Source organism: Intrasporangium sp. Soil_C_50, assembly GCF_057656595.1.
The window spans coordinates 1-26,308 of record NZ_JBDGKB010000018.1 but is presented as its reverse complement, the minus strand read 5'-3'; the positions used below and the strand labels follow the sequence as shown (position 1 = coordinate 26,308).

General features: G+C 73.6%; 22 protein-coding genes and 1 tRNA gene. 10 read left to right on the top strand and 13 right to left on the bottom strand.

Annotated features, from left to right (window positions below; all coding sequences use genetic code 11):
• Window positions 1–11 precede the first annotated feature (11 nt).
• Both mptB and AC3A5R_RS21665 read right to left on the bottom strand, forming a co-directional pair.
• On the bottom strand, window positions 12–1,607 hold the full coding sequence (gene mptB, locus AC3A5R_RS21670; protein WP_487622848.1) for a polyprenol phosphomannose-dependent alpha 1,6 mannosyltransferase MptB: 1,596 nt from the start codon (window positions 1,605–1,607) through the stop codon (window positions 12–14).
• 197 nt (window positions 1,608–1,804) lie between these two features.
• Window positions 1,805–1,879 (bottom strand) — tRNA-Leu (locus AC3A5R_RS21665).
• Between the two features lie 158 nt (window positions 1,880–2,037).
• On the opposite strand from AC3A5R_RS21665, the gene AC3A5R_RS21660 reads away from it, so the two are divergent.
• Together AC3A5R_RS21660 and AC3A5R_RS21655 are read left to right on the top strand one after the other, a co-directional pair.
• Entirely contained in the window at window positions 2,038–2,931 is an 894-nt protein-coding gene (locus AC3A5R_RS21660; protein WP_487622847.1) for a Bax inhibitor-1/YccA family protein, read from the top strand.
• A 20-nt stretch (window positions 2,932–2,951) separates the two neighbouring features.
• Window positions 2,952–3,242, top strand: a complete 291-nt coding sequence (locus AC3A5R_RS21655) for a hypothetical protein (RefSeq protein WP_487622846.1) — start codon at window positions 2,952–2,954, stop codon at window positions 3,240–3,242.
• Between the two features lie 110 nt (window positions 3,243–3,352).
• On the opposite strand, the gene AC3A5R_RS21650 is transcribed toward AC3A5R_RS21655, so the two are convergent.
• Window positions 3,353–4,576: an acetyl-CoA C-acetyltransferase gene (locus AC3A5R_RS21650; RefSeq protein ID WP_487622845.1), complete on the bottom strand. Its 1,224-nt coding sequence runs from the start codon at window positions 4,574–4,576 to the stop codon at window positions 3,353–3,355.
• Between the two features lie 274 nt (window positions 4,577–4,850).
• Here AC3A5R_RS21650 and AC3A5R_RS21645 point away from each other — a divergent pair, with 274 nt between their 5' ends.
• Window positions 4,851–5,609, top strand: a complete 759-nt coding sequence (locus AC3A5R_RS21645; protein ID WP_487622844.1) for a hypothetical protein — start codon at window positions 4,851–4,853, stop codon at window positions 5,607–5,609.
• 48 nt (window positions 5,610–5,657) lie between these two features.
• On the opposite strand, the gene AC3A5R_RS21640 is transcribed toward AC3A5R_RS21645, so the two are convergent.
• A complete protein-coding gene (locus tag AC3A5R_RS21640; RefSeq protein ID WP_487622843.1) occupies window positions 5,658–6,875 on the bottom strand; it encodes an SGNH/GDSL hydrolase family protein in 1,218 nt (405 codons plus the stop codon).
• 238 nt (window positions 6,876–7,113) lie between these two features.
• Here AC3A5R_RS21640 and AC3A5R_RS21635 point away from each other — a divergent pair, with 238 nt between their 5' ends.
• Window positions 7,114–8,487: a cystathionine beta-synthase gene (locus AC3A5R_RS21635; protein ID WP_487622842.1), complete on the top strand. Its 1,374-nt coding sequence runs from the start codon at window positions 7,114–7,116 to the stop codon at window positions 8,485–8,487.
• Between the two features lie 94 nt (window positions 8,488–8,581).
• On the opposite strand, the gene AC3A5R_RS21630 is transcribed toward AC3A5R_RS21635, so the two are convergent.
• A complete protein-coding gene (locus tag AC3A5R_RS21630; RefSeq protein WP_487622841.1) occupies window positions 8,582–9,172 on the bottom strand; it encodes an HhH-GPD-type base excision DNA repair protein in 591 nt (196 codons plus the stop codon).
• A gap of 57 nt (window positions 9,173–9,229) precedes the next feature.
• Between AC3A5R_RS21630 and AC3A5R_RS21625 the strand changes: the two genes are divergently transcribed.
• On the top strand, window positions 9,230–10,267 hold the full coding sequence (locus AC3A5R_RS21625) for a DUF695 domain-containing protein (RefSeq protein ID WP_487622840.1): 1,038 nt from the start codon (window positions 9,230–9,232) through the stop codon (window positions 10,265–10,267).
• 15 nt (window positions 10,268–10,282) lie between these two features.
• Here AC3A5R_RS21625 and AC3A5R_RS21620 read toward each other — a convergent pair whose 3' ends face one another.
• The gene (locus tag AC3A5R_RS21620; RefSeq protein ID WP_487622839.1) at window positions 10,283–11,002 is read right to left on the bottom strand and encodes an IMPACT family protein; all 720 of its coding nucleotides are present in this window, start codon (window positions 11,000–11,002) and stop codon (window positions 10,283–10,285) included.
• 186 nt (window positions 11,003–11,188) lie between these two features.
• On the opposite strand from AC3A5R_RS21620, the gene AC3A5R_RS21615 reads away from it, so the two are divergent.
• Window positions 11,189–11,860 (top strand): WXG100 family type VII secretion target, encoded by a 672-nt coding sequence (locus tag AC3A5R_RS21615; protein ID WP_487622838.1) that lies wholly within the window; start codon window positions 11,189–11,191, stop codon window positions 11,858–11,860.
• A 28-nt stretch (window positions 11,861–11,888) separates the two neighbouring features.
• On the opposite strand, the gene AC3A5R_RS21610 is transcribed toward AC3A5R_RS21615, so the two are convergent.
• Window positions 11,889–12,620 (bottom strand): sirohydrochlorin chelatase, encoded by a 732-nt coding sequence (locus tag AC3A5R_RS21610; RefSeq protein WP_487622837.1) that lies wholly within the window; start codon window positions 12,618–12,620, stop codon window positions 11,889–11,891.
• A gap of 159 nt (window positions 12,621–12,779) precedes the next feature.
• Between AC3A5R_RS21610 and cobA the strand changes: the two genes are divergently transcribed.
• Window positions 12,780–13,817, top strand: coding sequence for a uroporphyrinogen-III C-methyltransferase (cobA, locus tag AC3A5R_RS21605; RefSeq protein WP_487622836.1), 1,038 nt, complete (start codon window positions 12,780–12,782; stop codon window positions 13,815–13,817).
• Window positions 13,814–14,995, top strand: coding sequence for a uroporphyrinogen-III synthase (locus tag AC3A5R_RS21600; protein WP_487622835.1), 1,182 nt, complete (start codon window positions 13,814–13,816; stop codon window positions 14,993–14,995). Before cobA ends, AC3A5R_RS21600 begins: the two co-directional genes overlap by 4 nt.
• Window positions 14,996–15,108: 113 nt before the next feature.
• On the opposite strand, the gene AC3A5R_RS21595 is transcribed toward AC3A5R_RS21600, so the two are convergent.
• Complete coding sequence (locus AC3A5R_RS21595) at window positions 15,109–15,498, bottom strand: winged helix-turn-helix transcriptional regulator (RefSeq protein ID WP_487622834.1); 390 nt, start codon at window positions 15,496–15,498, stop codon at window positions 15,109–15,111.
• A 117-nt stretch (window positions 15,499–15,615) separates the two neighbouring features.
• Between AC3A5R_RS21595 and AC3A5R_RS21590 the strand changes: the two genes are divergently transcribed.
• Window positions 15,616–16,482: an SDR family oxidoreductase gene (locus AC3A5R_RS21590; protein WP_487622833.1), complete on the top strand. Its 867-nt coding sequence runs from the start codon at window positions 15,616–15,618 to the stop codon at window positions 16,480–16,482.
• A 264-nt stretch (window positions 16,483–16,746) separates the two neighbouring features.
• Here the strand turns inward: AC3A5R_RS21590 and nirD are convergent, their stop codons facing one another.
• Genes nirD through AC3A5R_RS21565 form a run of 5 tightly spaced genes read right to left on the bottom strand, consistent with a single transcriptional unit; the run spans window position 16,747 to window position 25,074 of the window.
• Window positions 16,747–17,223, bottom strand: coding sequence for a nitrite reductase small subunit NirD (gene nirD, locus AC3A5R_RS21585; protein WP_487622832.1), 477 nt, complete (start codon window positions 17,221–17,223; stop codon window positions 16,747–16,749).
• Window positions 17,224–17,265: 42 nt separating this feature from the next.
• Window positions 17,266–19,815 (bottom strand): nitrite reductase large subunit NirB, encoded by a 2,550-nt coding sequence (gene nirB / locus AC3A5R_RS21580; RefSeq protein ID WP_487622831.1) that lies wholly within the window; start codon window positions 19,813–19,815, stop codon window positions 17,266–17,268.
• Entirely contained in the window at window positions 19,815–21,416 is a 1,602-nt protein-coding gene (locus AC3A5R_RS21575; RefSeq protein ID WP_487622830.1) for an FAD-dependent oxidoreductase, read from the bottom strand. Before AC3A5R_RS21575 ends, nirB begins: the two co-directional genes overlap by 1 nt.
• Window positions 21,413–23,572, bottom strand: coding sequence for a molybdopterin oxidoreductase family protein (locus AC3A5R_RS21570; RefSeq protein WP_487622829.1), 2,160 nt, complete (start codon window positions 23,570–23,572; stop codon window positions 21,413–21,415). The genes AC3A5R_RS21575 and AC3A5R_RS21570 overlap by 4 nt, the downstream gene beginning before the upstream one ends.
• The gene (locus AC3A5R_RS21565) at window positions 23,569–25,074 is read right to left on the bottom strand and encodes an MFS transporter (RefSeq protein WP_487622828.1); all 1,506 of its coding nucleotides are present in this window, start codon (window positions 25,072–25,074) and stop codon (window positions 23,569–23,571) included. Before AC3A5R_RS21565 ends, AC3A5R_RS21570 begins: the two co-directional genes overlap by 4 nt.
• A gap of 257 nt (window positions 25,075–25,331) precedes the next feature.
• Between AC3A5R_RS21565 and AC3A5R_RS21560 the strand changes: the two genes are divergently transcribed.
• On the top strand, window positions 25,332–26,165 hold the full coding sequence (locus AC3A5R_RS21560) for an alpha/beta fold hydrolase (protein ID WP_487622827.1): 834 nt from the start codon (window positions 25,332–25,334) through the stop codon (window positions 26,163–26,165).
• Window positions 26,166–26,308: the final 143 nt, after the last annotated feature.

Here is a 26,308-nt window from a genome sequence, read left to right as displayed (position 1 = left end):
CCAGCGACGCGTCAGGGCGCGACCGCCACCGGGACCGGTTCCTGCTCCAGCGCCCGCCGGCGGTGCGTGCGCAGACGCGCGATCATCCACAGCGCGGCGGAGACCCCGAGGGCCCACGTGCCGTTGGACACGGTGGCGTCGACGACGCCGTAGGTGACGAAGAAGAGCGTCACGACGACGATGCCGCGCACCCACCGCTCGGACAGGCGGGTGGCCGCCAGCACGACGCCGCCCCAGAGCAGGTACCACGGGTGGATGACGGGACCGGACGCGCAGAGGATCAGCAGCACCCCGGCGGTCGCGAGCACGGGGTTGCGCACGGCGAGGCGCCAGCCGACCCACGTCATCGCGACGAGCCCGACACCGAGCCCGATCGTCTGGGCCACCGGCACCGGCACCTCGACCCAGTCGGCCGGCATCCCGCCCACGCGCATCAGCCACTCGACCGTGCTGCCGACGAACGTCGACGGGGCGAGCAGCGAGCGCAGCGACGCCGGCACCGACAGGTTGGGCACCCAGCCGAAGCCGAGACCCGAGAAGGCCGTGATCGCCCAGAACGTCGCGGCGAACACCGCCCCGAGCGCGAGCCCGTGCCGCAGCAGCGCGAGCAGCTTGTGCCGGACCCCGGGGGCGAGGTCGCCGGCCTGGACGGCCATCCCGACGACACCGACGAGCGCGAGCACCGCGGTCTGCTTGTAGGCGGCCGCGGCGGCCACGGTGGCGGCCGCGACGACGAGCTGGCCCCGGCTGGCCAGCAGCAGGGCGAGCACGACGAGGGCCACCATGACGGCGTCGCCGTGGGCACCCCCGATGAAGTGCATGATGACGAGCGGGTTGAGCACGCCGAGCCACAGCGCGTGCCGGCCGCTCGAGCCGTAGCGCTCCGCCAGCCGGGGGAGGGCGTAGGCGAGCAGTGCCACGGCGGCGAGCGTCGGCACCCGCATGAGCACGGCGGACGCGTAGGCGTTGTCGGGTGCCGCGGCGACGACGAGGTGCTGCACCTGGAGCGCGAGCGGGCCGTAGGGGGCCGGCGTCTGCGCCCACATCGGGTCGACCTGGTCGGAGAAGGGCCCGGGGATCGAGAACGGCGTCAGGACGTAGGGGTCCAGGCCGCGGGAGACGATCTCGCCCTGCGCGGCGTAGCTGTAGGCGTCGCGGCTGAACAGCGGCGGGGCGAGCAGGATCGGCAGGCTCCAGAGCAGCCAGGCCAGCGACGGGGGCCGCCGCCCGTGCACCGGGCGCATCCGCAGCCAGGCGTCGACGAGCATCGCCATGCCGACGGCCATGAGCACCGTGGTGATGACGCGTCCGAGCCCGCTGTCGAGCCACTGCAGGTGCAACGTCCTGATGACCGGGGACTGGCCGGGCGTGAAGACACCGCTCGGCAGGAACGCCGGCGACACCGATCCGGCGGCCACGAGCGCCATGCCGAGCATGCCGCGTCGGACCATCGGGTCGAGCCAGCTGCGCAGCAGGGCGTCGCGCAGGCGGTCGGCGAACTCGAGCAGCTGGGTGGCGCCGGGGCGGGCCACGGTGGCCCGGGCACCGGTCAGCCGCTGGGCAGGGGAGGACGGGGCCCCCGAGCTCGCGACCCGCTCGTCCAGCACTCGTCCTCCTGTGAAGGTACGCCGCAGCCCCCGTGGCGCGGTGCATGGGTCGCACGGGGACACGGCGAACCGTCCCCTGGGACCCGATGCCCCCAGTGTAGGAGGACACCGCCCCCGGCGTCGGGAGGCACCGCGTCGGTGGACACAAGCGTGACCGAACCGTGGCCCCGCCGTCGACAGTGTCGGCGTCGGAGCAGTACCCCCGGAGGGACTCGAACCCTCACCGTTGGCGATTTTAAGTCGCCTGCCTCTGCCGATTGGGCCACGGGGGCGCGCCGGCCGGGCCGGCGGCCCCAGTATGCCGTCGCGTCACGAACGGGTTGCGGGGCACGCCGCCGCCCGTCCGGGAACCCGTGGGGTGGTCCCGGACGCTTAGTCTGGTGACAGTCGCCACCGACCGGTGGCACCAGTGCCCAAGGAGCACACTCACATGGCAGGTGGAAACCCGGTCTTCGACCGGCTCAACAAGCAGATCGAGAAGGAGCGATACGCCGGCTTCGGCACGCCGCAGCAGGGGCAGCAGGGCCAGTTCGGTCAGGGCCAGCAGGCCACGCAGGCTGCGACCACCGGCTACGCCGCGCAGGACGCCATGACGGCCCAGCAGCTCGACGAGCTGTACGCACGCCAGAGCGCCGGTCCCGCCGACACCGGTCGCGTCACGGTCGACGACGTCATCGTCAAGAGCCTCACCCTGTTCGTCGTCACGGTCGGCGTCGCCCTCGTGTCGTGGTTCTGGACCGAGGCCAACACCGACATGACGCTGCCGTTCTGGCTCGGCGGCATGTTCGGCACGCTGATCCTCGGCTTCGCCATCGCCTTCATGAAGAAGGTGTCGGTGCCGCTGCTCATGGTCTACGCCGTGCTGCAGGGCGCCTTCCTCGGCGCCTTCAGCCAGTACATCGCCTCGATCCCGAAGTACGACGGCGTCGTGCAGATGGCCGTGCTCGCCACCCTCTGCGTCTTCGTCGCGATGTACATCGGCTACGCGACCGGCTTCGTCAAGGTCAACGCCAAGACGCGGCGGATGTTCTTCTTCGCGATCGTCGGCTACGGCATCTTCTCGCTGCTGCAGGTCGTCCTGCTCATGACGGGCGTCATCAGCGGCTGGGGCTTCGGCGGCAGCGGTGGCCTCGGCCTGGTGCTGTCGGTCGTGGGTGTCGGCCTCGCGTCCTACTCGCTGGCCATCGACTTCGACTCGATCGACCACGCCGTCCAGGTGGGCGCCCCGAAGAAGTACTCGTGGCTGCTGGCCCACGGCCTCATCGTGACGCTCGTCTGGCTCTACATCGAGTTCGTCCGCCTCTTCGCGCGCCTGCGCGACTGACGCGGGTGGCACCTTCGCGCGTGGGTTCGCCGACCCCGCAGGAGGTGTCGGACGAGCTCCGGCGCGTGGCCGAGCGGTGGCAGCAGCTGCCGCTCGGCCACGCTCTTTCGCGTGCGGGGCTGGTCCGCGACCTCGTCCAGGACCTCGCCGACCGCGCTGCTGCGTCGCGGGGACGGGCGTCCGTGCCGGTGCCCGACCTCGGCCCGGCCGTCGTCATGGACCAGCTGGCCGTCATGGTGTGGGACGCGTCCGCTGCCGGCGTCGGAGCCGACCTGTCCGAGCGTCTTGCCACCCTCCGCCGCGCCCTCTGACGTCGGGCGCCCTCCCCCGACAATCGAAAGAGCGCTCCGTCACGTGCCCGGGCCATCGAAAGAGCACTCCGTACCCGTACGGAGTGCTCTTTCGATCAGAGTGAGTGGCGTCAGCTGAGGCGCTCGAAGATGACGGCCATGCCCTGGCCGCCACCGACGCACATCGTCTCGAGACCGAACTGCTCGTCGCGCTCCCGCAGGGCGTTGATGAGCGTGCCGGTGATGCGGGCGCCGGTCGCACCGAACGGGTGACCGATCGCGATGGCGCCGCCGTTGACGTTGAGCTTGTCGTAGTCCATGCCGATCTGGTCGGCCGAGCCGATCACCTGGGCGGCGAAGGCCTCGTTGATCTCGTAGAGGTCGATGTCGCCGATAGACAGGCCCGCCCGCTTGAGGGCGAGGTTGGTGGCCTCGACCGGGCCGAGGCCCATGATCTCCGGCGACAGCCCGGTGGCGGCCGTCGAGACGACGCGGGCCAGCGGCGTCAGGCCGAGCTCCCTGGCCTTGGTGTCGCTCATGACGACGAGCGCGGCGGCGCCGTCGTTGAGCGGGCAGCAGTTGCCGGCCGTGACGGTGCCCTGCTCGCGGAACACGGGGTTCAGGCCCTGCACGGCCTCGAGGGTGACACCGGCCCGAGGGCCGTCGTCCTTGGTGACGACCGTGCCGTCGGGGGTCGTGACGGGCGTGATCTCCCAGTCGAAGAAGCCACGGCCGATGGCGGCCTCGGCGCGGTTCTGGCTCGTGACGCCCCACTCGTCCTGGCGCTCGCGGGAGATGCCGTAGGCCGTCGCGACGTTCTCGGCGGTCTGGCCCATCGAGATGTAGATGTCGGGCAGGTTGCCGTCGGCGCGGGGGTCGGTCCACGTCTCGTTCGTCCCGGCGATCCGCTTCGTGCGCTCCTGCGCCTCGGCGAAGAGCGGGTTCTGCGCGTCGGCCTTCGCGCCGCCCGCGCCGGCCCAGTCGGTGTACTGCGACACGCACTCGACGCCCGCCGAGACGAAGATGTCGCCCTCGCCGGCCTTGATGGCGTGGAAGGCCATCCGCGTCGTCTGCGCGGAGGAGGCGCAGAAGCGGTTGATCGTGGCCGCGGGCGTGCCGTCGAGGCCGAGGAGGGTGGCGACGACCTTGGCCATGTTGGAGCCGTGCTTGCCCGACGGCTCGGCGCAGCCGAGGTAGATGTCCTCGACGAGCGTCTTGTCGAGGGCGGGCACCTTGTCGAGCGCCGCCTGGATGACGCTCGCGGCGAGGTCGTCCGGACGCACCTCCTTGAGCGAGCCCTTGAAGGCCCGGCCGAACGGCGAACGGGCGGTCGAGACGATGACGGCTTCGGGCACGGGGGAACTCCTGGACTTCGTCGGCGGCCCCGGCGACGGCGCACGGGTCGACTAAGCGCTTGCTCAGTCCCTCGATGGTAGGACGTCCGCGCGGGCACGGACACCCTCGGCGTCATGACCTGCGTCTCCTCGCCGCCGTCCGTCCCGGACCTCGTCCGGGTACGTCGAAGCAGGCGGTTCGGGCTAGGGTGTGCGGGTTTGCGGCCACCGCCGGCCGCCGGTCGCCCGGCCGCTGCCGGGCGACGACCCGACCAGGCCAGGGGGCCTCCCACCCATGAAGACCATGACGACCCGCGCCGTCGCCCTCGCCGGCGCCCTCGCGATCAGCCTCGGTGCCGCCGCGTGCTCGAAGTCGGACACGCCGACCACCGGGTCCACGGGCTCCTCGACCGCCGGCTCGTCTGCGACGTCCGCCCCGGCGACGTCCGACTCGGCCGCGCCCAAGCCTGCCGACGTGCTCGAGAAGGCCAAGGCCAACGCACTCGCCGCGACCTCGGCCGCCTTCGTCGGTGACGTCGAGCAGACCGGCAAGAAGATCTCCATCGACTTCAAGGGCACGAGCGACGGCAAGACGTCCGACATCACCATCGCGATGCAGGACAGCGGCAAGGCGCGCCTCATCACGCTGCCGGACGGCGTCTACATCCAGGCCGACGCGACGTTCTGGAAGAAGCAGGGCGCTCCGGCGTCGGTGCAGAAGGCCGGCAACAAGTTCATCAAGGCGCCGGCGTCCGCCTCGTCGATGACCGAGAGCCTCAGCCTCAAGAGCTTCCTCGAGAAGGCCTTCGGCGCCGTGACGCCGAGCCAGCTGTCCCCGACAGTGACGGAGGAGACGGTCAACGGCACCGAGTGCTGGGTCCTCACCGACAAGAAGGGCAAGTCCGAGGGCGCCCTCTACGTGTCCAAGGACAAGCAGCAGGTCGTCCGCTTCACCGGCTCGACCAAGAGCCCGGGTCAGCTCGACTTCTCCAGGTGGGGCGAGGACCTCGGCATCAAGGCCCCGCCGGCCAACCAGATCATGAGCATCGGCTGACACGGCTGACACGGCTGACGCAGCCCGCCGGCGCCACCGGCGCCGGCGTCAGGACCGAGGGGTCACCTGCACCGCGGGTGGCCCCTCGTCGTGCTCTCCGTGGTGGTGGCCGCGGTCGGACGCGCCGACGACCGACGCCTCCGGCGTCATCCTGACCGACGCGTCGAGGCCACGGGACACGTCACCGCCGGGCGACGCGTCGTGGCTGACGGACGCGTCCGCCCGGTCGGCCGCGGACCGGGGCCCGCGGTCGACGCCGGGGAACGACCCGACGGGTGCGGCGGGGCGCATCCGGTGCAGCAGCACCGCCCAGCGGCCCTGCCTGCCGCGCGCCTGGCCGGCCACCTCGGCCGGGGCGACCTCGGTGCCGGGCTGCGCCACGGCCCGGGTGGCGGCGATCGCGACCGGACCGACGCCCTCGCCGCGGCGCAGGTTCGGCTCGGGCGGGGCGCTGCGCTCACCGAAGAGGTCGAGGGCCGCGCTGACCGTGGGCAGCAGGGCAGCGGCGACCCGGGCGTACCCGGCCGGGCTGGGGTGGAAGCGGTCCTCGCTGAACATGATCTTCGGGTCGGCGCTGAAGGCCTCGCTCAGCATGTCGCCGACCGACACGGCTCGACCGCCGGCCTCGACCACCGCGACGGTCTGGGCCGCGGCGAGGTCGCGCGACCAGCGTCGGGCCAGCAGGCGCAGCGGCTGGGGTACCGGCTCGATGGCGCCGAGGTCGGGGCACGTGCCGACGACGACCTCCGAGCCGGCCTCGCGCAGGCAGCGGACCGCCATCTCGAGGTGGCGCACCGCGACGGAGGTGTCGATGCGGTGGGTGACGTCGTTGGCGCCGATGAGCACGAGGGCGACGTCGGGGGTCGGGACCTCCTCGAGGGCCCGTTCGACCTGCGCGTCGAGGTCGGGGGACTCCGCGCCGACGACGGCGACGTTCGTCAGGCGCACCGGTCGGCCGCTGAAGGCGGCGACGCCATTGGCGATGATGGCGCCGATCGTCTGGTGCGGGTGCGCGGCGCCCATGCCGGCGCCGGTGGAGTCGCCGAGGACGACGAGCCGGATCGGCTCGCCGGGGCCGAAGCCGTAGCGTCCGTCGTCCTCAGGCGCGCCCTCGAAGGGCTGGCCGACGAGGCGCCGGGCCATGGCGGCCTCGGCCTTGATGACGCCGTAGCCGAGGAGGCTGAGCAGCCCGAGGCCGGCGACCCCGACGCCGCCGCCGTACGCGGCCTGCTGGGCGATCCGTCGCGCGCGTCGTGCACGTCCCATCGGCCACCCCCTCCGTCGGTCCTGCGTCTCGCCGGTGCTCGTTCGTCCCCTGACGTGCTCGCCGGGTTCTTCACGGTAACGCTCGGCACCGACGCGTCGTGCCCGGTTCGCGCGAGGCAGCCTGGGCGTCATCGCGGCTCTCGACGCGGTCATACCCACCGCGCCCCCGCCGCGTCGACGGCGTCCGCCGCCCGGGCGTCCGTCTCGCGGGCTGGGACGACGCACCTAGGATGGGCGCGTGAAGTACGCAGAGAACGTGGCCGACCTCGTCGGCAACACCCCCCTGGTCAAGCTGGGCTCCGTCACCGCCGACGCGGGGGTGAGGTGCACGGTCCTGGCGAAGGTCGAGTACTTCAACCCGGGTGGGTCGGTCAAGGACCGCATCGCGCTGCGCATGGTCGAGGCCGCCGAGCGCGACGGCCTCCTGAAGCCGGGTGGCACCATCGTCGAGCCGACCAGCGGCAACACGGGCGTCGGGCTCGCGCTCGTGGCGCAGCGCCGCGGCTACAAGTGCGTCTTCGTCTGCCCCGACAAGGTGAGCCAGGACAAGCGTGACGTGCTCAAGGCCTACGGCGCCGAGGTCGTCGTGTGCCCGACCGCCGTCGAGCCGGACCACCCCGACTCCTACTACTCGGTGAGCGACCGTCTCGTCCGCGAGATCGACGGTGCGTGGAAGCCGAACCAGTACTACAACCCGGAAGGCCCGAACAGCCACTACCTGACCACCGGTCCGGAGATCTGGCGCGACACCGACGGCCGGGTCACGCACTTCGTCGCCGGGGCCGGCACGGGCGGAACGATCAGCGGCACCGGCAAGTACCTCAAGGAGGTCAGCGACGGTGCGGTCCGCATCATCGCGGCCGACCCCGAGGGCTCGGTCTACTCCGGTGGCACCGGCCGCCCGTACCTCGTCGAGGGTGTCGGCGAGGACTTCTGGCCGGGTGCCTACGACCCGTCGGTCGTCGACGAGGTCATCGCCGTCACCGACGCCGAGTCGTTCGAGATGACGCGTCGCCTGGCCCGCGAGGAGGGCCTGCTCGTCGGTGGCTCGTGCGGCATGGCGGTCGTCGCCGCCCTGCGCGCCGCCCGTGACCTGCCCGAGGAGGCCGTCGTCGTCGTGCTGCTGCCCGACTCCGGCCGCGGCTACATGAGCAAGATCTTCAACGACGAGTGGATGCACTCCTACGGCTTCCTCACCGACGAGCACACCGAGCAGACCGTCGGCGACGTGCTGCACACGAAGTCCGGCGACATGCCGGCCCTCGTGCACACGCACCCGAACGAGACGATCCGCGACGCCGTCGCGATCCTGCAGGAGTACGGCGTCTCCCAGATGCCCGTCGTCAAGGCCGAGCCGCCGGTCATGTCGGGCGAGGTCGCCGGTTCGGTGAGCGAGCGGGCCCTGCTCGACGCGCTCTTCACCGGTCGCGCGCACCTGGCCGACGCCGTCGAGAAGCACATCGAGCCCGGCCTGCCGCTCATCGGCGCCGGCTCTCCGGTGTCCGCGGCCCGCAAGGAGCTCGAGACGGCCGACGCGGTGCTCGTCGTCGACGACGGCAAGCCGGTCGGCGTCCTGACGCGTGCGGACCTGCTCGCCTTCCTCGTCGACTGACCCGCCTTGCCCTGAGCCGGACTCAGCACCGACGCGTCGGGCCCCCTTCCGCTGGAAGGGGGCCCGACGCGTCTGGCGTGGATGTTCTTGCGGCTCAGGCCTGCTGCTTGGCCTCGGCCTTCTTTGCCTTCTTGAACTCACGGACCTTGACGCGCGACGCGTCGTCGACGACGTCGGCGATGGACCGGTGGCCGGGCTGGCCGTAGTCGCCGGTGGCCTCCTGCCAGCCCTCGGGCTGCACGCCGAACTGCTTGGCGAGCAGCGCCGCGAAGATGCGCGCCTTCTGGTCGCCGAAGCCGGGCAGGCTGCCGATGCGGCGCACCAGCTCGCGGCCCGAGTCGACGCCGGCCCAGACGTTCGCCGCGTCACCGTCCCAGTCGTCGACGAGTGCCTGGCACAGCTGCTGGGTGCGCGTGGCCATCGAGCCGGGGAAACGGTGCAGCGCCGGTGGCGTCCGGAAGTACTCGAGGAGCGTCTCGGGCGGGAGCGCCGCGATGGCGGCGGCGTCGAGGTGGCCGCCGGCCGGCACGCCCATCCGCTCGGCGAGCACGCTCGGGGAGGTGAACGCCTTCTCCATCGGGATCTGCTGGTCCAGCTGCATGCCGAGCAGCAGTGCGAGGGGGTCGTGGGCGAGCAGCGCGTTGGCCGCGTCGGTGGAGCCGAGGTGCAGTGCCTGGGATGCCATGGCCCCATCGTGCCGCACGGCGCACGCTCCCAGCCTGATGGTGCAGGATGAGCGGCCATGAGGCTGTTCCGGCGCTCGCGCGACGAGGAGGCCCCCGCCGACCCGGTTGCGGCGTTCTGGTCCTGGTGGCAGGAGTCCGGCGCCGACCTCACCGCGGCCGCGCTCGCCGACCGGGAGCCGGTCCGCGTCGCCGACGAGCTGAGCCGGCGCGTGGCCGCGATCGCCGACGGCCTGACGTGGGAGCTGTCGGCCGGCGGCCGCAGCGCGCACCTGCTCGTCGTGTCACCGGAGGGTGACCCCGACCTCCGGGCCACGGCGCGCCGCTGGCTGCGGTCGGCGCCGACCCCGACGGCGACGTGGGGCTATGCCGACACGCGTCAGCCCGTCCAGGACGTCGACGCCGTCGAGCTCGAGACCGAGGGGTCGACGGTCGCCTTCCGCGACATCGTCGTCAGCGCCCGCCGCGAGGGTCTGCGGCTGTCGGTCGCCGTGCACCACCCGTCCTTCGCGCACCTCGACGACGCCGCCCGCGCCACCATCGCCTACCTCGCCCTCGACTCGGCCATCGGCGAGTCCGACGTCGAGTGCTGGATCGGGGAGGTCGCCCGGCCGCAGCTCGCGCCGATGGACGCCTTCCCGCTGCGGTGGGTGCGCAACCTCGTGGCCGACCTCAAGGCCGAGCACACCTCGGCGGACGGCGAGCCGCACCAGGTGGTGTTCCAGGGGCAGGGCGCCGACGGGCCGATCCTGGCCATGGCCCAGGTGCCGCTCGCGGCAGCCATCGCGCCCGAGCTCGACACGCACGTCGGCGTCTTCCTCGAGTACCTCGCCACCGAGGACGGGCTGCCGACGCCCGGCGCGCTCGAGGAGCTGCGTCACTTCGAGGACGCGCTCACCCTCGACCTCGCCGGCCGGGGCCGGGTCGTCGCGCACCAGTCGAGCGCCGGCACCCGGGTGCTGCACGTCTTCGTCGACGGGAGCAGCGACGCCGCGGACCGGGTGCGTGCGGCCTCGCGACGCTGGACGCAGGGCAGCGTCGGCGTCACCGAGACGCACGACCCGTCCTGGTCGATGGTGGCCCACCTGCGCGGCTGACGCGGCCGGGCGGGCTCAGTCGCCCGGGCCGACCGGCACCCACAGGTCCGCCCCGGGCGTGACGCGTCCGGCGCCCGACGTCAGCGCCGCGACGGTGCCGCGGAAGGCGTCGAGCGCCGCGGGGTCGACGGCCACGTGCAGCCGGACGCCCTCGGCGAGGTAGTCGACGCCGGTGACCGTGACGTCCGGGATGGCCCGGAGGGCGTTCTCGACGCGCGGCCCGTCGGCGTGGCCGACCTCGACCGTCGTCGCCGTGCGACGGGACATCGTCACGAGGCGCGCCTCCGCGAGGGCGGCGCCCACCGCGTCGCCGTAGGCGCGGATGAGCCCGCCGGTGCCGAGGAGCGTGCCACCGAACCAGCGCGTCACGACCGCCACGACGTCGGTGAGCCCGGCTCCACGCAGCACCTCGAGCATCGGGGCGCCCGCGGTGCCCGAGGGCTCGCCGTCGTCGTTGGTGCGCACGGTGGACGCGTCGGGTCCGAGGACGAACGCCGTGCAGTGGTGACCGGCGTCCCGGCTCGCGGCACGGACCCGCTCGACGACGGCGCGCGCGTCCTGCTCGCCGGTGACCGGCTCGACGTCGCAGAGGAACCGTGACCGTCGCACGTCGATCTCGGCGCGGGCGGCACCGGCGAGGGTGCGGTAGGAGCGGGGCTGCATGGCCTTCGGGAGGTCGGGAGCGGGGGTGAGGCGGGTCGTCGAGCTCGTGCCGTCGGCACCATCGTCGCGCACCCGACCACTGCGCTCGACCGACGGCTCCGGCGGTGCGCCTCGCGTCGGACCGTGCCGACTGGTCCGCACGGCCGCACGTCAAGCGCACGGACATGCCATCGAGCGGCGGGGAGTGCTCCCCGTTGCCTCGTGGACTGCCGTCCTGTGAGGATGGCCTCGCGTTCGTCAGGGGTGAAGGGGAGAACTGTGTACAGCAAGGGTGCGGACGTCGATGCCCTCCGCGACTCGGCAGACCGGATGGCCGCCTTCGGGCGAGACGTCGACCAGGTGCTGGCTCGTAGCCGGCACGCCGTCTCGGTGGTGCGTCGCGCCTGGGCTGGGCCCGACCTCGGGCACGTCCTCGAGCGGTGGCGCCGGGTCGAGGACGACCTGACGCGGATCAGCAGCTACTTCGGCGACCTCTCCCGGCGCCTCGAGCACAACGCCGACGCCCAGCAGCGCTCGAGCGCCGGCCACGGCGGGTCGGGCTCGGGTGGCCACGGGCCGCACGGCTCGCACGGGTCGGGCGGGGGCCATGGATCGGGTGCCCATGGGCACGGCCTGGGTCACGCCGCTGGACACGCGATCGGACACGGGTCGTTCGCGGCCGAGGCCGGCTGGCACAGCGTGCTCGCGCCCTGGCTGCCGCCCGTCTGGGGCCCGGACGGCGGTCGACCGCTCGTCGGCGGGGCGCAGTGGCAGGCTCCTCACCCGGGCGCCGGGATGGGTTGGGGCCACGTCGTGGGTGCCGGGTGGCACGAGGCCGGCCCGGTGCACGGCGCCGCCGGGGAGTCGTTCGCGCCCGCCGGATGGGGGCCGTTGACGCCCGCGTTCGTGCCGGCCCTCGCCGCGCACCAGCTCGGCCTGCCGATCCGCTGACCCGAGGCGTCCTGCCGGACCGCCCGGGTCAGTCGAGTGGGTCGCTGCCGCCGGTGTCGCGCGCTGCTGCCTCGAAGCGCTCGAGGACGATGTCGACGAGGTCGGTGGCCGGTGGCTCGTCGGCCAGCAGCAGGGGCGGCGTGACGACCTCGGCGCCCGAGCGTCCGGCGAGGTCGGCGAAGAAGCCCGGCGCGAGCAGGTAGGTGGCCACCACGACGCGTCGGTCCGGGACCTGCTGTGCCGCAACGGCATCCGCGAGACGCGGCTCGGCCGCAGACAGGTAGCCCACCGTTACCTCGCGACCGATGATCTCGGCGAGCTGCGCCGCGACCGCCTCGCAGTCCCGGACCGCCGAGGCCTCCGACGAGCCGGCGGCGCCCAGCACGACGACGTCGTCGTCGCGGAGTCCGGCCGCGTCGAGGCGACGGGCGAGGAGGGCTGCGAGGCGCACGTCGGGGCCGAGGGCCGGTGCGACGTCGGCGCCAGGCGCGGCCGCGGCGGCCTCGGTCAGGTCGACGAAGACGTGGTAGCCGGCCGACAGGAGCAGCGGCACGAGGCGCGCGCGGCGTCCCGTCGGCAGCGTCGCCAGCACAGCCGGCGGGTCGGGCTGCTGGACGTCGACGAAGGCAGCGCGGACGATGAGGTCGGGTCGCCGCGAGGCCACGGCGTCGACGAGGGCGGCCACGGCCGCCTGCCCCGCGGCTGAGGCCGTGCCGTGGGACGCGGCGACGAGGACCGGCGGCTCGGCAGGCGTCGTCATGGCGCCACCCTGCCACGACCGCGCGGCGCCCGGCCGCGCACGACGGCGGGCGAGACGGGTGAGCCGTGTCTTACCGCGACGTCGCACGGGTGAAACGCGGGTGAAACACGCCGTTCCTACCGTGGTGCCCGGCAGACCGACGGCGACGGAGGAGACCGCGTGCTCATCGACACCGACCTCACCGGGGTGCGGGTGGTGGTCGCCGGACCCGACGGCCTGACCGCCGCGGCCGTCCGGCGGCTCACACGGGCCGGGGCCGACGTCGTCGTGCTCGACGACGCCGCTGCAGTGACCCCCGCCGCCTGTGTGGGGGCGCGCCTCGGCGTGCTCGTCGGGCCGGCGACGGCGTGGGAGCAGGCGCGCGCTGTGCTGCGCCGCACCTGCCTCGTCGTCGACGAGCCGGTGCCGGCTCGGGAGCGGGGCCGCGCCGTGCTCGTCGGCGCAGGACCGGGCGGTGTCGAGCTGCTCACCCTGGGTGCTGTGCGGGCGCTCGCGGACGCCGACGTCGTCCTGGCCGACCGGCTCGTCGAGATCGGCGACCTCGCCGCCCTCGCACCCGGTGCCGAGGTCGTCGACGTCGGCAAGCGCCCCGGCCACCACGCCGTGCCCCAGGCCGAGATCGAGCGCCTCCTCGTCGAACGTGCCAGCGCAGGTCTCACCGTGGTGCGTCTCAAGGGTGGCGACCCCTACGTCTTCGGTCGCGGCGGCGAGGAGGTCGCGGCGTGCGTCGCCGCGGGGGTGCCGGTCTCGGTGCTGCCGGGGGTCACCTCGGCCATCGGGGTGCCCGGGGCCGCAGGCATCCCGGTGACCCACCGCGGCGTCAGCCACGTCGTCACCGTGCTCTCGGGCCACGTGCCGCTCGACGACGCCCGGGCGCGAGGGCTCGTCGCCGTCGGTGGGTCGCTCGTGGTGCTCATGGGCGTGCACAACCTCGTGCCGATCACGGATGCCCTGACCCGCGCCGGGCTCGACCCCGACACTCCAGCTGCCGTCGTCGAACGTGGCCTCAGCCCGAGCCAGCGCAGCTTCGGCGGCACGCTCGCGACCCTGCCCGAACGTGCTGCTCGGGCCGGGATCACCTCTCCCGCAGTGGTCGTCATCGGCGCGGTCGTCGCGCAGGCGGAGGTCTGGGCCCGACGCGTGGGGGAGAGCGTGAACGACGGTGCCGCGCGCCCGCTCGCGGGGGTGCCCGCATGACCGGGTCCCGACGCGTCCATCCGGCGACGCCGTGGTCGGACCAGCTGTCCGGTCCGGACCCGGACGCCGCGCGCCACGAGGCCACCGGGCCGGTGCTCGAGGGGTTCCGGATCGCGGTGACGTCCGACCGCCGGTCCGAGGACCTCGTCGACGCCTTCCGCAGGCGTGGAGCCGAGGTGCTCCACGCACCCGCCGTGCGCATCGCCCCCATCGACGAGGACGACATCCTCGTGGCCGACACCCGCGCAGTCATCGACGGTCGACCCGACGTCGTCATCGTCACGACGGCGTATGGCTTCCGGCGCTGGATCGAGGGAGCGGACGCCGCCGGGCTGGGCGAGCAGCTGGGTGCCGTGCTCGACGCCGCGCGGATCATCGTGCGCGGACCCAAGGCGCGCGGCGCGGTTCGGGCCGCGGGGCACGATGACGAGGGCATCGCCGAGGACGAGCGCACTGCCTCGACGGTGACGCTAGCGCTCGAGGCCGGGGTCGAGGGCCGACGCGTGGCGGTGCAGCTGCACGGGCACGAGGACGTCGAGCAGCTCGAGCGCCTGAGGGCGGCCGGCGCCACCGTGCTCACGGTCGCTCCGTACCGCTGGGTGCGGCCCACCGACGAGAGCCGTCTCGGTCGGCTCATCCAGGCCGTCGCGGCCCGGGAGGTCGATGTCGTGACGTTCACATCGGCACCGGCGGTCGATGGGCTCGTCTCTGCCGCAGCGCAGCTCGGCATGGACGGGGTTCTCGTCGACGCCATGCGCGCCGGCGTCACGGCCGCGGCGGTGGGTCCGGTGACGGCTGCGCCCCTGCACGACCTCGGCATCACGCCGATCGTGCCGGAGCGGTTCCGGATGGGCGCGCTGATCCGCACCGTCGTCGAGCACCTGACGCTCACCGGTGTCGAGCAGGTGCAGACCGCGCTCGGCCTCCTCGTCGTGCACGGTCGCACCGTGTCGTTCAACGGCGAGACGGTGACCCTGCCGCGAGGTCCGCGGGCCATGCTCGCCGCCCTCATGGCCGACCCCGGCGCCGTGTGCACGCGCGAGCGACTCCTCGACGAGCTGCCCGACGCCGAGAACGAGCATGCGCTCGACATGGCGGTCAGCCGTTTGCGGGCCGCGCTGCCCGACCGGAACCTCGTGCAGACCGTCGTCCGCCGCGGCTACCGCCTCAACGTCTGAGGCGTCGCCGCACGACGCGCCCGCTCCAGGTGCCCACTCGACGGTCGAGTGGGCAGGTGGACCCAGGGCTCGGCGTCGGCGCGCTGGGGGCGTCGGTCAGGCGGAGGCGTCGGTCAGGCGGAGGCCTCGGCGGGGGTGGTGCGGGCCACGATGTCGCCGGCGTGGTCGGCGATCCAGTCCATGAGGGGCACGAGCCGGGCGGCGAGGTCGACGCCCTCGACGGTGAGGGAGTACTCGACGTGCGGCGGCACGACCGGGCGCGCGTCGCGGTGGACGAGACCGTCGGCCTCGAGCATCCGGAGGGTCTGGGCGAGCATCTTCTCGCTGACGCCCTCGGCCCGGCGGCGCAGCTCGCTCCACCGCAGCGGCTCGCCCTCGGCCAGGGCGAGGAGCACGAGGGTGCCCCACTTGCTCGTCACGTGGTCGAGCACGATGCGGGAGGGGCAGTCCGAGGCGAACACGCCGTCGGGGAAGTGGTGGTGGAGCGTCTGACTCACTCTCATGTCAGTACCTTACTTCAAAGTGGGTACTAACTATTGGGAAGTATGGCTGGGGAGGGCTCGTTGAAGGGGGAGTCCGGCGCCGCGTCGCGCCGCCCCGAATCCTCGAAAGGACCTCCCATGACCATCCTCGTCACCGCTGCCAGCGGACATCTCGGCCGCCTCGTCGTCGACGCCCTCCTGAGCCGCGGCGTCGCTCCCTCCGACGTCGTCGCCACCGCCCGCAAGCCCGAGGCCGTCGCCGAGCTCGCCGACCGTGGTGTCGAGGTGCGCCGCGCCGACTACGACGACCCGGCGTCGCTCGACGCGGCGTTCGCCGGGGTCGACCGGCTCCTGTTCGTCTCGGGCAGTGAGGTCGGCTCGCGAATCCCGCAGCACCGCAATGTCGTCGACGCTGCTGTCCGGGCCGGTGTCGGGCTCGTGGCCTACACGAGCATCACCCGTGCCGACACCTCCGAGCTCGCCCTCGCCGCGGAGCACCGCGCGACCGAGGAGATGATCGAGGCGTCGGGCCTGCCGCACGTGTTCCTCCGGAACTCCTGGTACCTCGAGAACTACACCGCCCAGCTGCTCACCTACCTCGAGCACGGCGCCGTACTCGGGTCCGCCGGGGACGGCCGGGTCAGCGCCGCCACCCGCGCCGACTACGCCGAGGCGGCTGCAGCGGTGCTCGCCGAGGACGGGCACGCGGGTCGCGCCTACGAGCTCGGCGGCACGGCCTTCACGCTCACGCAGCTGGCCGCGACCGTGGCCAGGGTCAGCGGCACCGAGGTCGTGTACCGCGACCTGCCGGTCGAGGACTACGCCGCCGCGCTCGTCGCGGCAGGTCTGCCCCAGGGATACGCGCACGCGCTCGCTGACAGCGACCGCGGCATCTCGGCCGGGGCGCTCTTCACCGACACGGGCGACCTCGAGCGGCTCATCGGCCGCCCGACGACGTCCCTCGAGGACGCCGTCCGCGCCGCCCTCCCTGCCGGGACCCGCTGACCGACACCACGCGACACGGCATCACCCCCGTCGTCCGCCCCGCCCCGTCCCGCCCCATTGCGTCCCGTCCCTCCCATCGAGTGAGCACTGCGTCCCACGGGCCCCAGGCGTCACGTGACCGGGTGTGACGCCTGGGGCTGAGTGCTCACTCGATCAAGGGGGACCCGCCGCTGGACGTGCCGTCCCGTCCCTCCCGTCGAGTGAGCACTGCGTCACTCCAGCCTCAGGTGTCACGTGGCGGGTGCGACGCCTGGGGCTGGGTGCTCACTCGATGAAGGGGGTGGGGACGCCGAGGAGGGCGACGCCGTGGGCGACGCGGACGGCGTAGGTCGCCAGCCGCGTCGCCGGGTCGTCGAGGGCCTCGCCGGTGCGCAGCGAGAAGACCTGCTTGAGCAGCGGCGAGGCCACGGTCGGCTCGCCGGCGCGGTCGCCGGTCAGTCCGCGTGACATGACGGCCGCTCCCGCGTACGGGTCGACGTTGCCCACCGCGTAGACCATGCCGGTCGCTAGGAGGAACAGTGCCGCCTGCTCGCCGCCGGGCAGCAGGACGGCCACGCCGCGCCCCGGCACGAGGGTTTCGACGCGACAGGCGCGGACCCAGACGCGCACACCCGGCCTGGGCAGGACGCCGGGGCGGACGACGAGACGCGGTGGGCGCGGCGGCGCGTCGGTGGTGCTCAGGGCGCCCGGAAGCTCGATCGTCTGGGATGTCTGGAGGACTGTGGTGGCGAGGGTGCTCATCGTGGGTTCCTCTCCGGGAGAGCGAAGGTCGGTGGGGGAGTGTCAGGCGCGTCGCACGGCTGGGAGGCCGAGCGGGACCGGGACCTTGCGGGCCCCGCTGTCGTCGAAAGCGATCGTCGCGTCGGCCGCCTCCGGGGCGTTGACGAAGGAGACGAACCGCGACAGCTTGTCGGGGTCCTCGAGCACAGCCGCCCACTCGTCGCGGTAGCCCTCGACGTGCCGGGCCATCGCCGCCTCCAGGTCGGCCGCGACGCCGAGCGAGTCGTCGCAGACGACGGCGCGCAGGTGGTCGAGGCCCCCCTCGAGCGCCTCGAGCCACGGCGCGGTCCGCTGCAGCCGGTCGGCGGTGCGGACGTAGAACATGAGGAAGCGGTCGATGTACCGCACGAGTGTCTCGGTGTCGAGGTCGCTCGCGAGCAGCCGGGCGTGCTTCGGGGTCTGGCCGCCGTTGCCGCAGACGTAGAGGTTCCAGCCCTTGTCGGTGGCGATGACCCCGACGTCCTTGCCCCGCGCCTCCGCGCACTCGCGCGCGCATCCCGAGACGCCGAGCTTGAGCTTGTGCGGCGAGCGGAGCCCGCGGTAGCGCAGCTCGAGGTCGACGGCCATACCGACGGAGTCCTGGACGCCGTACCGACACCACGTCGAGCCGACGCACGACTTCACGGTGCGCAGCGACTTGCCGTAGGCGTGCCCCGACTCCATGCCGGCGTCGACGAGCCGGCGCCAGATGAGCGGCAGCTGCTCGACGCGGGCACCGAAGAGGTCGATGCGCTGGCCGCCGGTCATCTTGACGTAGAGGTCGAAGTCCCTGGCGATGGAGCCGATCTCGATGAGCTGCTCGGCGGTGACCTCGCCGCCCGGCATGCGCGGTACGACCGAGTACGTGCCGTTCTTCTGGATGTTGGCGAGGAAGTGGTCGTTGCTGTCCTGCAGGGCCGCCTGCTCGCCGTCGAGCACGTGGTCGCTGCTCGTCGAGGCGAGGATCGAGGCGACGGTCGGCTTGCAGATCTCGCAACCCGTGCCGCGGCCGCAGCGGGCGATGAGCGCCGAGAAGGTGCGGATGCCCGTGGCGGAGACGATCTCGAACAGCTCGGCGCGGCTCTGGTCGAAGTGCTCGCACAGGGCCGTCGACAGCTCGACGCCGGAGTCGACGAGCAGCTTCTTGACCGTGGGCAGGCAGCCGCCGCAGGTGGTTCCGGCGTTCGTGCAGCCCTTGATCGTCGCGAGGTCGCACGCACCGTCGGCGATGGCGCCGCAGATCGATCCCTTCGTGACGTTGTTGCACGAGCAGATGACCGCGTCGTCGGGGAGCGCGTCGGCGCCCAGCTCGGCACCGGCCGGCGAGATGAGCGCCGCCGGGTCGCCCGGCACCTCGCGGCCGACGTAGGCCTTGAGCGTCGTGTAGGCGGTGGCGTCGCCGACGAGGATGCCGCCGAGCAGCGTCCGGGCGTCGTCGGACACGACGACCTTGGCGTAGGTGCCCTTCGTCGCGTCGGTGTGCACGATCTCGAGAGCACCGGGGGTGGCGCCCATGGCGTCGCCGAACGAGGCGACGTCGACGCCGAGCAGCTTGAGCTTCGTGGACAGGTCGGCGCCGGGGAACGTGGCCTCCCCACCGAGGAGGCGGTCGGCGACGACCTCGGCCATGGTGTAGCCCGGCGCGACGAGGCCGTAGCAGCGGCCCTCGACGGCGGCCACCTCGCCCACGGCCCAGACGTTCTCGTCGCTCGTGCGGCACGACGTGTCGGTGACGACGCCGCCGCGCTCGCCGATCTCGAGGCCTGCCGCGCGGCCGAGCGCGTCTGCCGGGCGGACGCCGGCCGAGAAGACGACGAGGTCGGTGAGCAGCGCCGTGCCGTCGGACAGCTCGACCGCGAGGCGCCCGTCGTCCTGGGCCTCGATCGCGTTCGTGCCGACCCCCGTGTGCACGTGCACGCCGAGCCGGCCGACGAGCCCCGCGAGCACGGCGCCGCCGCCGTCGTCGACCTGTAGCGGCATGAGCCGTGGCGCGAACTCCACGACGTGCGGGGTCAGCCCGAGCAGGCGCAGGGCGTTGGCGGCCTCGAGGCCGAGCAGGCCACCGCCGACGACGAGGCCGCCGGCTTCGCGGCCCTCGGCGCGGGCCCGCTCGATCGCGGCCTCGGCCCGGGCCCGGACGGCGTCGAGGTCGTCGAGGGTGCGGTAGACGAAGCATCCCTCGGCGTCGTGGCCGGGGACCAGCGGCACGAAGGGGTAGGAGCCGGTGGCGACGACGAGCGCGTCGTAGGCGATCATGTCGCCGGCGCTCGTCGTGACGGTCCGGGCCGCGCGGTCGACGTGCTCGGCGCGGATGCCGAGGCGCAGGTCGACGAGGTCGTCGCCGTCGTAGGTGTTTCCCGCGAGGGCCAGGGCGCTGCGGTCCCAGGCGCCGACGTAGGCCGACAGGCCGACACGGTCGTAGGCGGCCTCCGCCTCCTCGGACAGGACGACGATGCGCCAGGTGCCGTCGGCGTCGCGCGAACGGAGCGCCTCGACGAACCGGTGGCCGACCATGCCGTGGCCGACGACGACGGCGGTGCGCGAGGCGCGGGGGGCGGTGGTGTTCTCGGACATCAGGCGGCTCCTTCTTCGAGGGGCTCGGGCAGGGTCTCGGGTCGGGCGTCGGGTTGGGTGCCGGGCTCGGGTCCGGCTGCGGGGGACGCGGGCTCGGCCGAGCGCAGCCAGGTGCACAGGCCGTCGACGGCGCTCGCGCACGACCCGCAGCCGGTGGTCGCGCGGGTGGCCTCCGCGACGGCGGGGACCGTGTCGGCCCCGGCCCGGAACGCCTCGACGATGGCGCCCTTCGTGACGGTGTTGCACCGGCAGATGACGGCGGCCCCGGGCATCTCGGCGAGGCTGACGTTCTCGGCGCCGCCGGCCCGTGTCACGGCCCGACCGAGCATGAGGGCGAGGCGGTCGCGGGGCGCGGCCGCACCGGTGTCGTAGAGCTGGGTCAGCGGCCCGGCGGCGTCGCCGACGCCGAGGAGGATGGCCCCGACGAGCCGGTCGGCGCGCAGCACGAGCTTGGCGTAGCGGCCGCGGACCGGGTCGGTGAAGGCGAGCACCTCGTGGCCGGCGTCGTGGACGCCGACGTCGATGCGACCCATGCTCGTGAGGTCGACGTCGGGAGCCTTGAGCCGGGTCACGACGCTCGTGCCGGTGTAGGTGGCGTCGGGGTCGGTGCCGCTCAGGACCTCGGCGAGCACGCGCGCCTGGTCCCAGCCGGGCTGGACGAGCCCGGGCACCTCGCCGCGGTGCTCGGCGCACTCGCCGATGGCGTGGACGTGGGGGTGCGACGCGTGGAGCCGGTCGTCGACGACGACGCCGCGACCGACGTCGAGGCCCGCCGCGCGGGCGAGGTCGACGCGGGGACGCACCCCGGCCGCGACGACGACGAGGTCGGCGGCCAGCTCGGTGCCGTCGTCGAGGACCACGGCGCCGGGGGCCTCGCCCGAGGCGGCCCGACGCTCGGCCACCTGGCGCCCTAGGGCGAGCCGCGCCCCGAGCCCCTGCACGACGCGGGCGAGAACGGACCCGCCGTCGGCGTCGAGCTGCCGGTCCATCGGGTGCCCGGCGGGGTGGACGACGGTGACGTGCACGCCCCGGCCGAGCAGCCCACGCGCGGCCTCCAACCCGAGCAGGCCGCCACCGACGACGACCGCGTGCTGCGCGGACTCCGCTGCTGCAACGAGCCGCTCGGCGTCGTCGAGGGTGCGGAAGGCGACGACCGACGGATCGTCGGCGGCACCCGTGATCGGTGGGACGAACGCGTCGCTGCCGGTGGCGAGGACCAGCTCGTCCCACGGGACGATCTCGGGCTCGGCGTCGGCCGCCTCTGTCAGGGTGGCCGCCAGGGTGGCCGTGCGAGCCGTGACGTCGAGGGCGGTGACGCGCACGCCCGTGCGGATGGTGACGTCGTGCGTCGCCCACCACCCGGTGGGCTTGAGCCGCGTCTCGCGCGAGGCGATCGCGCCCGCGACGACGGTCGACAGGAGCACGCGGTTGTACGCCTCGTGCGGCTCCTCGCCGACCACCGTGATCGCGACACCGGCGTCGCGGCGGCGCAGCTCCTCGGCGAACCGGGCGCCGGCCATGCCGTTGCCGACGACGAGGACGTGGGGACGCCGCGGGGCGAAGGAGCGGGGGCTGGGGTTCGGGCTTGCGGTCGCGCTCATCGTGCGGCCTCCAGTCGGACGGCGCACGCCTTGAACTCGGGCATGCGGCTCGTGGGGTCGAGGGCGGGGTTGGTCAGGACGTTCGCGCGTGCGTCGCCGCCGCGGGTTGTCCCACCCCAGTGGAACGGCAGGAACACGACGTCTGGACGCATGTCCTCGTCGACACGGACGACGGCGCGGGTGCGACCCCGTCGGCTCACGACGTCGGCAGTGTCTCCATCCGAGAGTCCTTGTGCCGCAGCGGTGTCGGGGTGCACCTGGACGAACATCTCACCGGCGGCCCCAGCCAGCTCGGGCACGACGCGGGTCTGGGCGCCTGACTGGTAGTGCTGCAGCAGGCGGCCCGTCGTCGCCACGAGCGGGTACTCCGCGTCGTCCGTCTCGCTCGGGGCGCCCGCCTCGACGGGCACGAGCCGGGCCAGTCCGTCCGGGGTCGCGAACCGGTCGAGGAAGAGTCGCGGTGTGCCTTGCGGGCGGTCGGTGGGGCACGGCCAGTGCAAGGACTCGCCGGCGTCGAGCCGCTCCCACGTCACGGCCGAGTAGTCGGCGACGCCGCCTGCAGACGCGCGCCGCAGCTCCTCGAACACCTCGCGCGGGTCGGTCGAGAACGGCACCGGTGCATCGAGACGGCGGGCCAGCTCGGACCACACCCACAGCTCGCTGCGGGACCCGGCCGGCGGCTCGATCGCCTTGCGGCGCCGCAGGACCCGCCCCTCGAGGTTGGTCAGCGTGCCCTCCTCCTCGGCCCACTGGAGCACGGGGAGCACGACGTCGGCGACGGCGGCGGTCTCGGACAGGACGAAGTCGCAGACGACGAGCAGGTCGAGCGAGCGCAGCCGCTCGGTGACCCGCGTCGCGTCGGGCGCCGACACGACGGGGTTGGAGCCGTGCACGAGGAGGGCGCGGGGGCCGCCGTCGGCGCCGAGCGCGTCGAGCAGCTCGAAGGCGCTGCGGCCCGGCCCGGGCAGGCTGTCCGGGTCGACGCCCCAGACCGTCGCGACGTGGGCCCGTGCTGCGGGGTCGTCGATCTTGCGGTAGCCCGGCAGCTGGTCGGCCTTCTGCCCGTGCTCGCGGCCGCCCTGGCCGTTGCCCTGGCCGGTGATCGTGCCGAACCCGGTACCGGGGTTGCCGGGCAGGCCGAGCACGAGTGAGAGCGCGATGAACGTGGTGACCGTGTCGGTGCCGGTCGCGTGCTGCTCGCCGCCGCGGGCGCTGAGGACGTATGCGCCGCGCTCGGTGTCGCGGGCCCGGGCGAGCGCCCGGACGGCGGCCTGCATCGACGACGCGGCGACGCCCGTGACCCGCTCGGCCCGCTCGGGCAGCCACTGCGCCGCCACGGTCCAGAGGTCGTCGAAACCCGTTGTCCTGGAGGCGATGTAGTCGCGGTCGGCGTACCCCTCCGTGACGGCCAGGTGGACCATCCCGAGAGCCAGCGCCGCGTCCGTGCCGGGGCGCAGCTGCAGGTGCAGGCCCCCGCCCTCGAGCGCTTTGGCGGCCGTCGGCGTGAGGCGCGGGTCGGCCACCATGAGGCCGCCGTGGTCGGCGGCGCGCACGAGGTGGGTGAGGAACGGCGGCATCGTCTCGGCCGGGTTGGCGCCGAGCAGGAGCACGGCGTGGGCCGAGCCGATGTCGGTGACCGGGAAGGGCAGCCCCCGGTCGAGGCCGAAGCAGCGGATGCCGGCCGCCGCCGCGGAACTCATGCACCAGCGTCCGTTGTAGTCGACCTGTGAGGTGCCGAGCCCGACGCGGGCGAACCGCCCCAGCTGGTAGGCCTTCTCGTTCGTGAGGCCACCGCCCCCGAAGAGGGCGACGGCATCGGGGCCGTACGCGTCCTGGGCGGCGGCGATGCCGAGCGCCACGGTGTCGAGCGCGTCGTCCCACGTGGTCTCGACGAGCTCCCCACCCCGCCGCACGAGCGGGACCGTGAGCCGCGACGGTGTCCGCAGCAGCTCGGCACTGGTCCAGCCCTTCTGGCACAGGCCTCCCCGGTTCGTCGGGAAGCGCCGCGGCGCCACCGTCAGGTCATCCGCCGAGGTCCCCGAGAGGGTCATCGCGCACTGGAGCCCGCAGTAGGCGCAGTGCGTGTCGGTCCGACACGTCGTGGAGGCGGAGAGGCCGGAGGACGCTCGGGCGGTGGGGGTCGCGAGGTCGGTCATCGGCGGTAGCGGACCTTCGTCACGACGGCGGCCACGACGTAGAACACCGTGAAGACGACGAACGCCGAGGTGGCCGAGTGCGCCGGGCCGACGTACGAGGCCCGGAGCCCGAGGTTGATGAGCACGCCACCCAGAGCACCGATCGCACCGGCGATGCCGATGAGGGCCCCTGACATCGACCGCGACCACGCGGCCCGCTCGACCGCGCTACCCACGAGCGCCAGCGACTTCCGCTCGAAGATCGACGGGATCATCTTGTACACCGAGCCGTTGCCGACGCCCGACAGGACGAACAGGGCGATGAACCCGCCGATGATCCCGGTCAGCTGGAGGGCGGTCGCCGCTCCCGGTGTCACGTCGTCGGCGCGGGCCGCGAGCGTCACGACGAGGCCCGCTCCTGCCATGAGCACGAACGCCACGAAGGTGACCGGGCCGCCGCCGCGCCGGTCGGCGAGGCGTCCGCCCCACACCCGGCTCACCGAGCCGAGGAGCGGCCCGACGAACGCGATCTGGGCCGCGTGCAGGCTCGCGGTCGCGGTCTGCGCCGCCGTCGGGGTGGCGCCGCCGGTCAGGCCGGCGAGGAACGTCGCGTTGAGCACCTGCCCGAAGGCGAACCCGAAGCCGATGAACGAGCCGAACGTGCCGATGTAGAGCAGCGAGATGACCCACGAGTCGGCGTGGCCCACGAGGTCGCGCATGGCCCGGCCGTTCGCGGTCTGGTGGTCGAGGTTGTCCATGAACAGCGCGGCGCCGGTGCCGGCCACGGCGAGCAGCACGAGGTAGACGGCGCACACGACCTCGGGCCGACGGTTGCCGAGCGTCGCGATGACGAGCAGCCCGACGAGCTGCACGGCCGGCACGCCGATGTTGCCGCCGCCGGCGTTGAGCCCCAGGGCCCAGCCCTTCATCCGCTGCGGGTAGAAGGCGTTGATGTTCGTCATCGACGACGCGAAGTTGCCGCCGCCGAGGCCGGCGAGGCCCGCGACGAGCAGGAACGTCGTCAGCGAGTGGCCGGGGTTGACCATCAGCCACCAGGTCAGGCCGGTCGGCACGAGCAGGGCGATGCCGCTGAAGACGGCCCAGTTGCGGCCCCCGAAGAGGGCCGTGGCCATCGTGTACGGCACCCGCAGCACCGCCCCGACGAGGGTCGGCACGGCGACGAGGTAGAACTTGTCGGCCGCAGTGAAGCCGTAGACGGCCTGGGGCATGAACAGGACCATGACCGACCAGATCGACCAGATCGAGAAGCCGATGTGCTCGGTGAGGACCGACCACACGAGGTTGCGCCGCGCGACGCCCTTGTTGCCGGCCTCCCAGGCGACGGTGTCCTCGGGGTCCCAGCCGGTGATGACCCGCCGCTTCGGGGTGGTGAGCGCCCGCAGGCGACTCGGGGACACGGGGGACGCGGGGGAGGCAAGGGCCGCGGCGGCCGCGGTGGGCGCGGACGGTGCGGGGGCGGCGACGGTGCCGGTCGACTCGGTGGTGCCGGTGGTCGAGCTCACGGATTCCTCCTCGTGAGGCGGGTGGGGGTCGCTGCGAGAGCGTGACGCCCACGCTAGGAAGGCCGTGTTGCGCCGGGTCCGGACGCGTGTGACGCGGCCGTAACGGCTTCCTCACCCCGCCGCCACGACGGCGTGAGGTCGAGCGCGACGAATCCCGGAGCGGGTCTCACGGCCCGACGCGTCGGCGGTGAGGCGGGCGTCGGGGGACACGGGCGGGTGCGCGCGGACCCCCGCAGGCCGCGCGTAGGCTCGGCCCCATGACCTCGACGGCCCCGGCGCACGCGCCGCTCAACACGCTGTCGGTCGGCACGGCCGGGCCGCGGATCGCCTTCCTGCACGGCCTCTTCGGCCAGGGCCGCAACTGGAACCAGATCGCCAAGGCCGTGAGCGGCGCCCACGGGGCCGACGCCCGCTGCCTGCTCGTCGACCTGCCCGACCACGGGCGCTCACCGTGGTCGGACGCGTTCTCCCTCGAGGGGTACGCGGACGCCGTCGCCGCGACCCTGCGCACCGCCGCACCGGGCGAGACGTGGGCCGTCGTCGGGCACTCGCTCGGCGGCAAGACGGCGATGGTCCTCGCGCTGCGCCACCCCGAGCTCGTCGAGCGCCTCGTCGTGGTCGACATCGCGCCGAAGGGCTACGGCTCGCTCGAGCGGTTCGCCGGCTACATCCGCGAGATGCAGCACCTGCCCCTCGACGCGCTCGCCAACCGCGCCGACGCGGAGGCGCGGTTCGAGGAGCCGGACCCCGGCGTCAAGGCGTTCCTCCTGCAGAACCTGCGACGCCACGGCGACGCGTGGCGCTGGCAGGTCAACCTCGACCTCGTCGCGGCCGACGCCGACCTCGGCGCGGGGTCGCAGATCGCCGGCTGGCCCGCCGACGTCGACGCGTTGCCGGCCTACGAGGGGCCGGTGCTGTGGGTCGCGGGCGGGGAGTCGCGCTACGTCAAGCGCGAGGACGGCGAGCACATGCGTCGCCTGTTCCCGCGGACGCGGCTGTTCACGATCAAGGGCGCCGGGCACTGGGTGCACACCGACGCCCCGGACGTCATCGTCGCCGCGCTGCGCCGGTTCCTCCACGCCGCGGCCTAGACGGTCGAAAGAGCACTTCGTCCCCGGGCGGATTCAAGTGGTCGTCGCAACGCCCGTGTGAAGGGTGTTGTCAATGGTGGATTCGGTGGTGCGGCAGGGTCGGCCCCCGGCCGGTCGTGAGGTGTGGCGGCAGTTCTGGGTGT

Excerpts from the sequence above, each read along its gene's own strand:
- AC3A5R_RS21570 (WP_487622829.1), bottom strand. The coding sequence starts at position 23,572 with ATGACCGACCTCGCGACCCCCACCGCCCGAGCGTCCTCCGGCCTCTCC.
- AC3A5R_RS21560 (WP_487622827.1), top strand. The coding sequence starts at position 25,332 with ATGACCTCGACGGCCCCGGCGCACGCGCCGCTCAACACGCTGTCGGTC.
- AC3A5R_RS21640 (WP_487622843.1), bottom strand. The coding sequence starts at position 6,875 with ATGGGACGTGCACGACGCGCGCGACGGATCGCCCAGCAGGCCGCGTAC.
- AC3A5R_RS21625 (WP_487622840.1), top strand. The coding sequence starts at position 9,230 with ATGAGGCTGTTCCGGCGCTCGCGCGACGAGGAGGCCCCCGCCGACCCG.
- AC3A5R_RS21645 (WP_487622844.1), top strand. The coding sequence starts at position 4,851 with ATGAAGACCATGACGACCCGCGCCGTCGCCCTCGCCGGCGCCCTCGCG.
- AC3A5R_RS21575 (WP_487622830.1), bottom strand. The coding sequence starts at position 21,416 with ATGAGCGCGACCGCAAGCCCGAACCCCAGCCCCCGCTCCTTCGCCCCG.
- AC3A5R_RS21595 (WP_487622834.1), bottom strand. The coding sequence starts at position 15,498 with ATGAGAGTGAGTCAGACGCTCCACCACCACTTCCCCGACGGCGTGTTC.
- AC3A5R_RS21600 (WP_487622835.1), top strand. The coding sequence starts at position 13,814 with ATGACCGGGTCCCGACGCGTCCATCCGGCGACGCCGTGGTCGGACCAG.
- AC3A5R_RS21630 (WP_487622841.1), bottom strand. The coding sequence starts at position 9,172 with ATGGCATCCCAGGCACTGCACCTCGGCTCCACCGACGCGGCCAACGCG.
- AC3A5R_RS21590 (WP_487622833.1), top strand. The coding sequence starts at position 15,616 with ATGACCATCCTCGTCACCGCTGCCAGCGGACATCTCGGCCGCCTCGTC.
- AC3A5R_RS21660 (WP_487622847.1), top strand. The coding sequence starts at position 2,038 with ATGGCAGGTGGAAACCCGGTCTTCGACCGGCTCAACAAGCAGATCGAG.
- nirB (WP_487622831.1), bottom strand. The coding sequence starts at position 19,815 with ATGTCCGAGAACACCACCGCCCCCCGCGCCTCGCGCACCGCCGTCGTC.
- AC3A5R_RS21610 (WP_487622837.1), bottom strand. The coding sequence starts at position 12,620 with ATGACGACGCCTGCCGAGCCGCCGGTCCTCGTCGCCGCGTCCCACGGC.
- nirD (WP_487622832.1), bottom strand. The coding sequence starts at position 17,223 with ATGAGCACCCTCGCCACCACAGTCCTCCAGACATCCCAGACGATCGAG.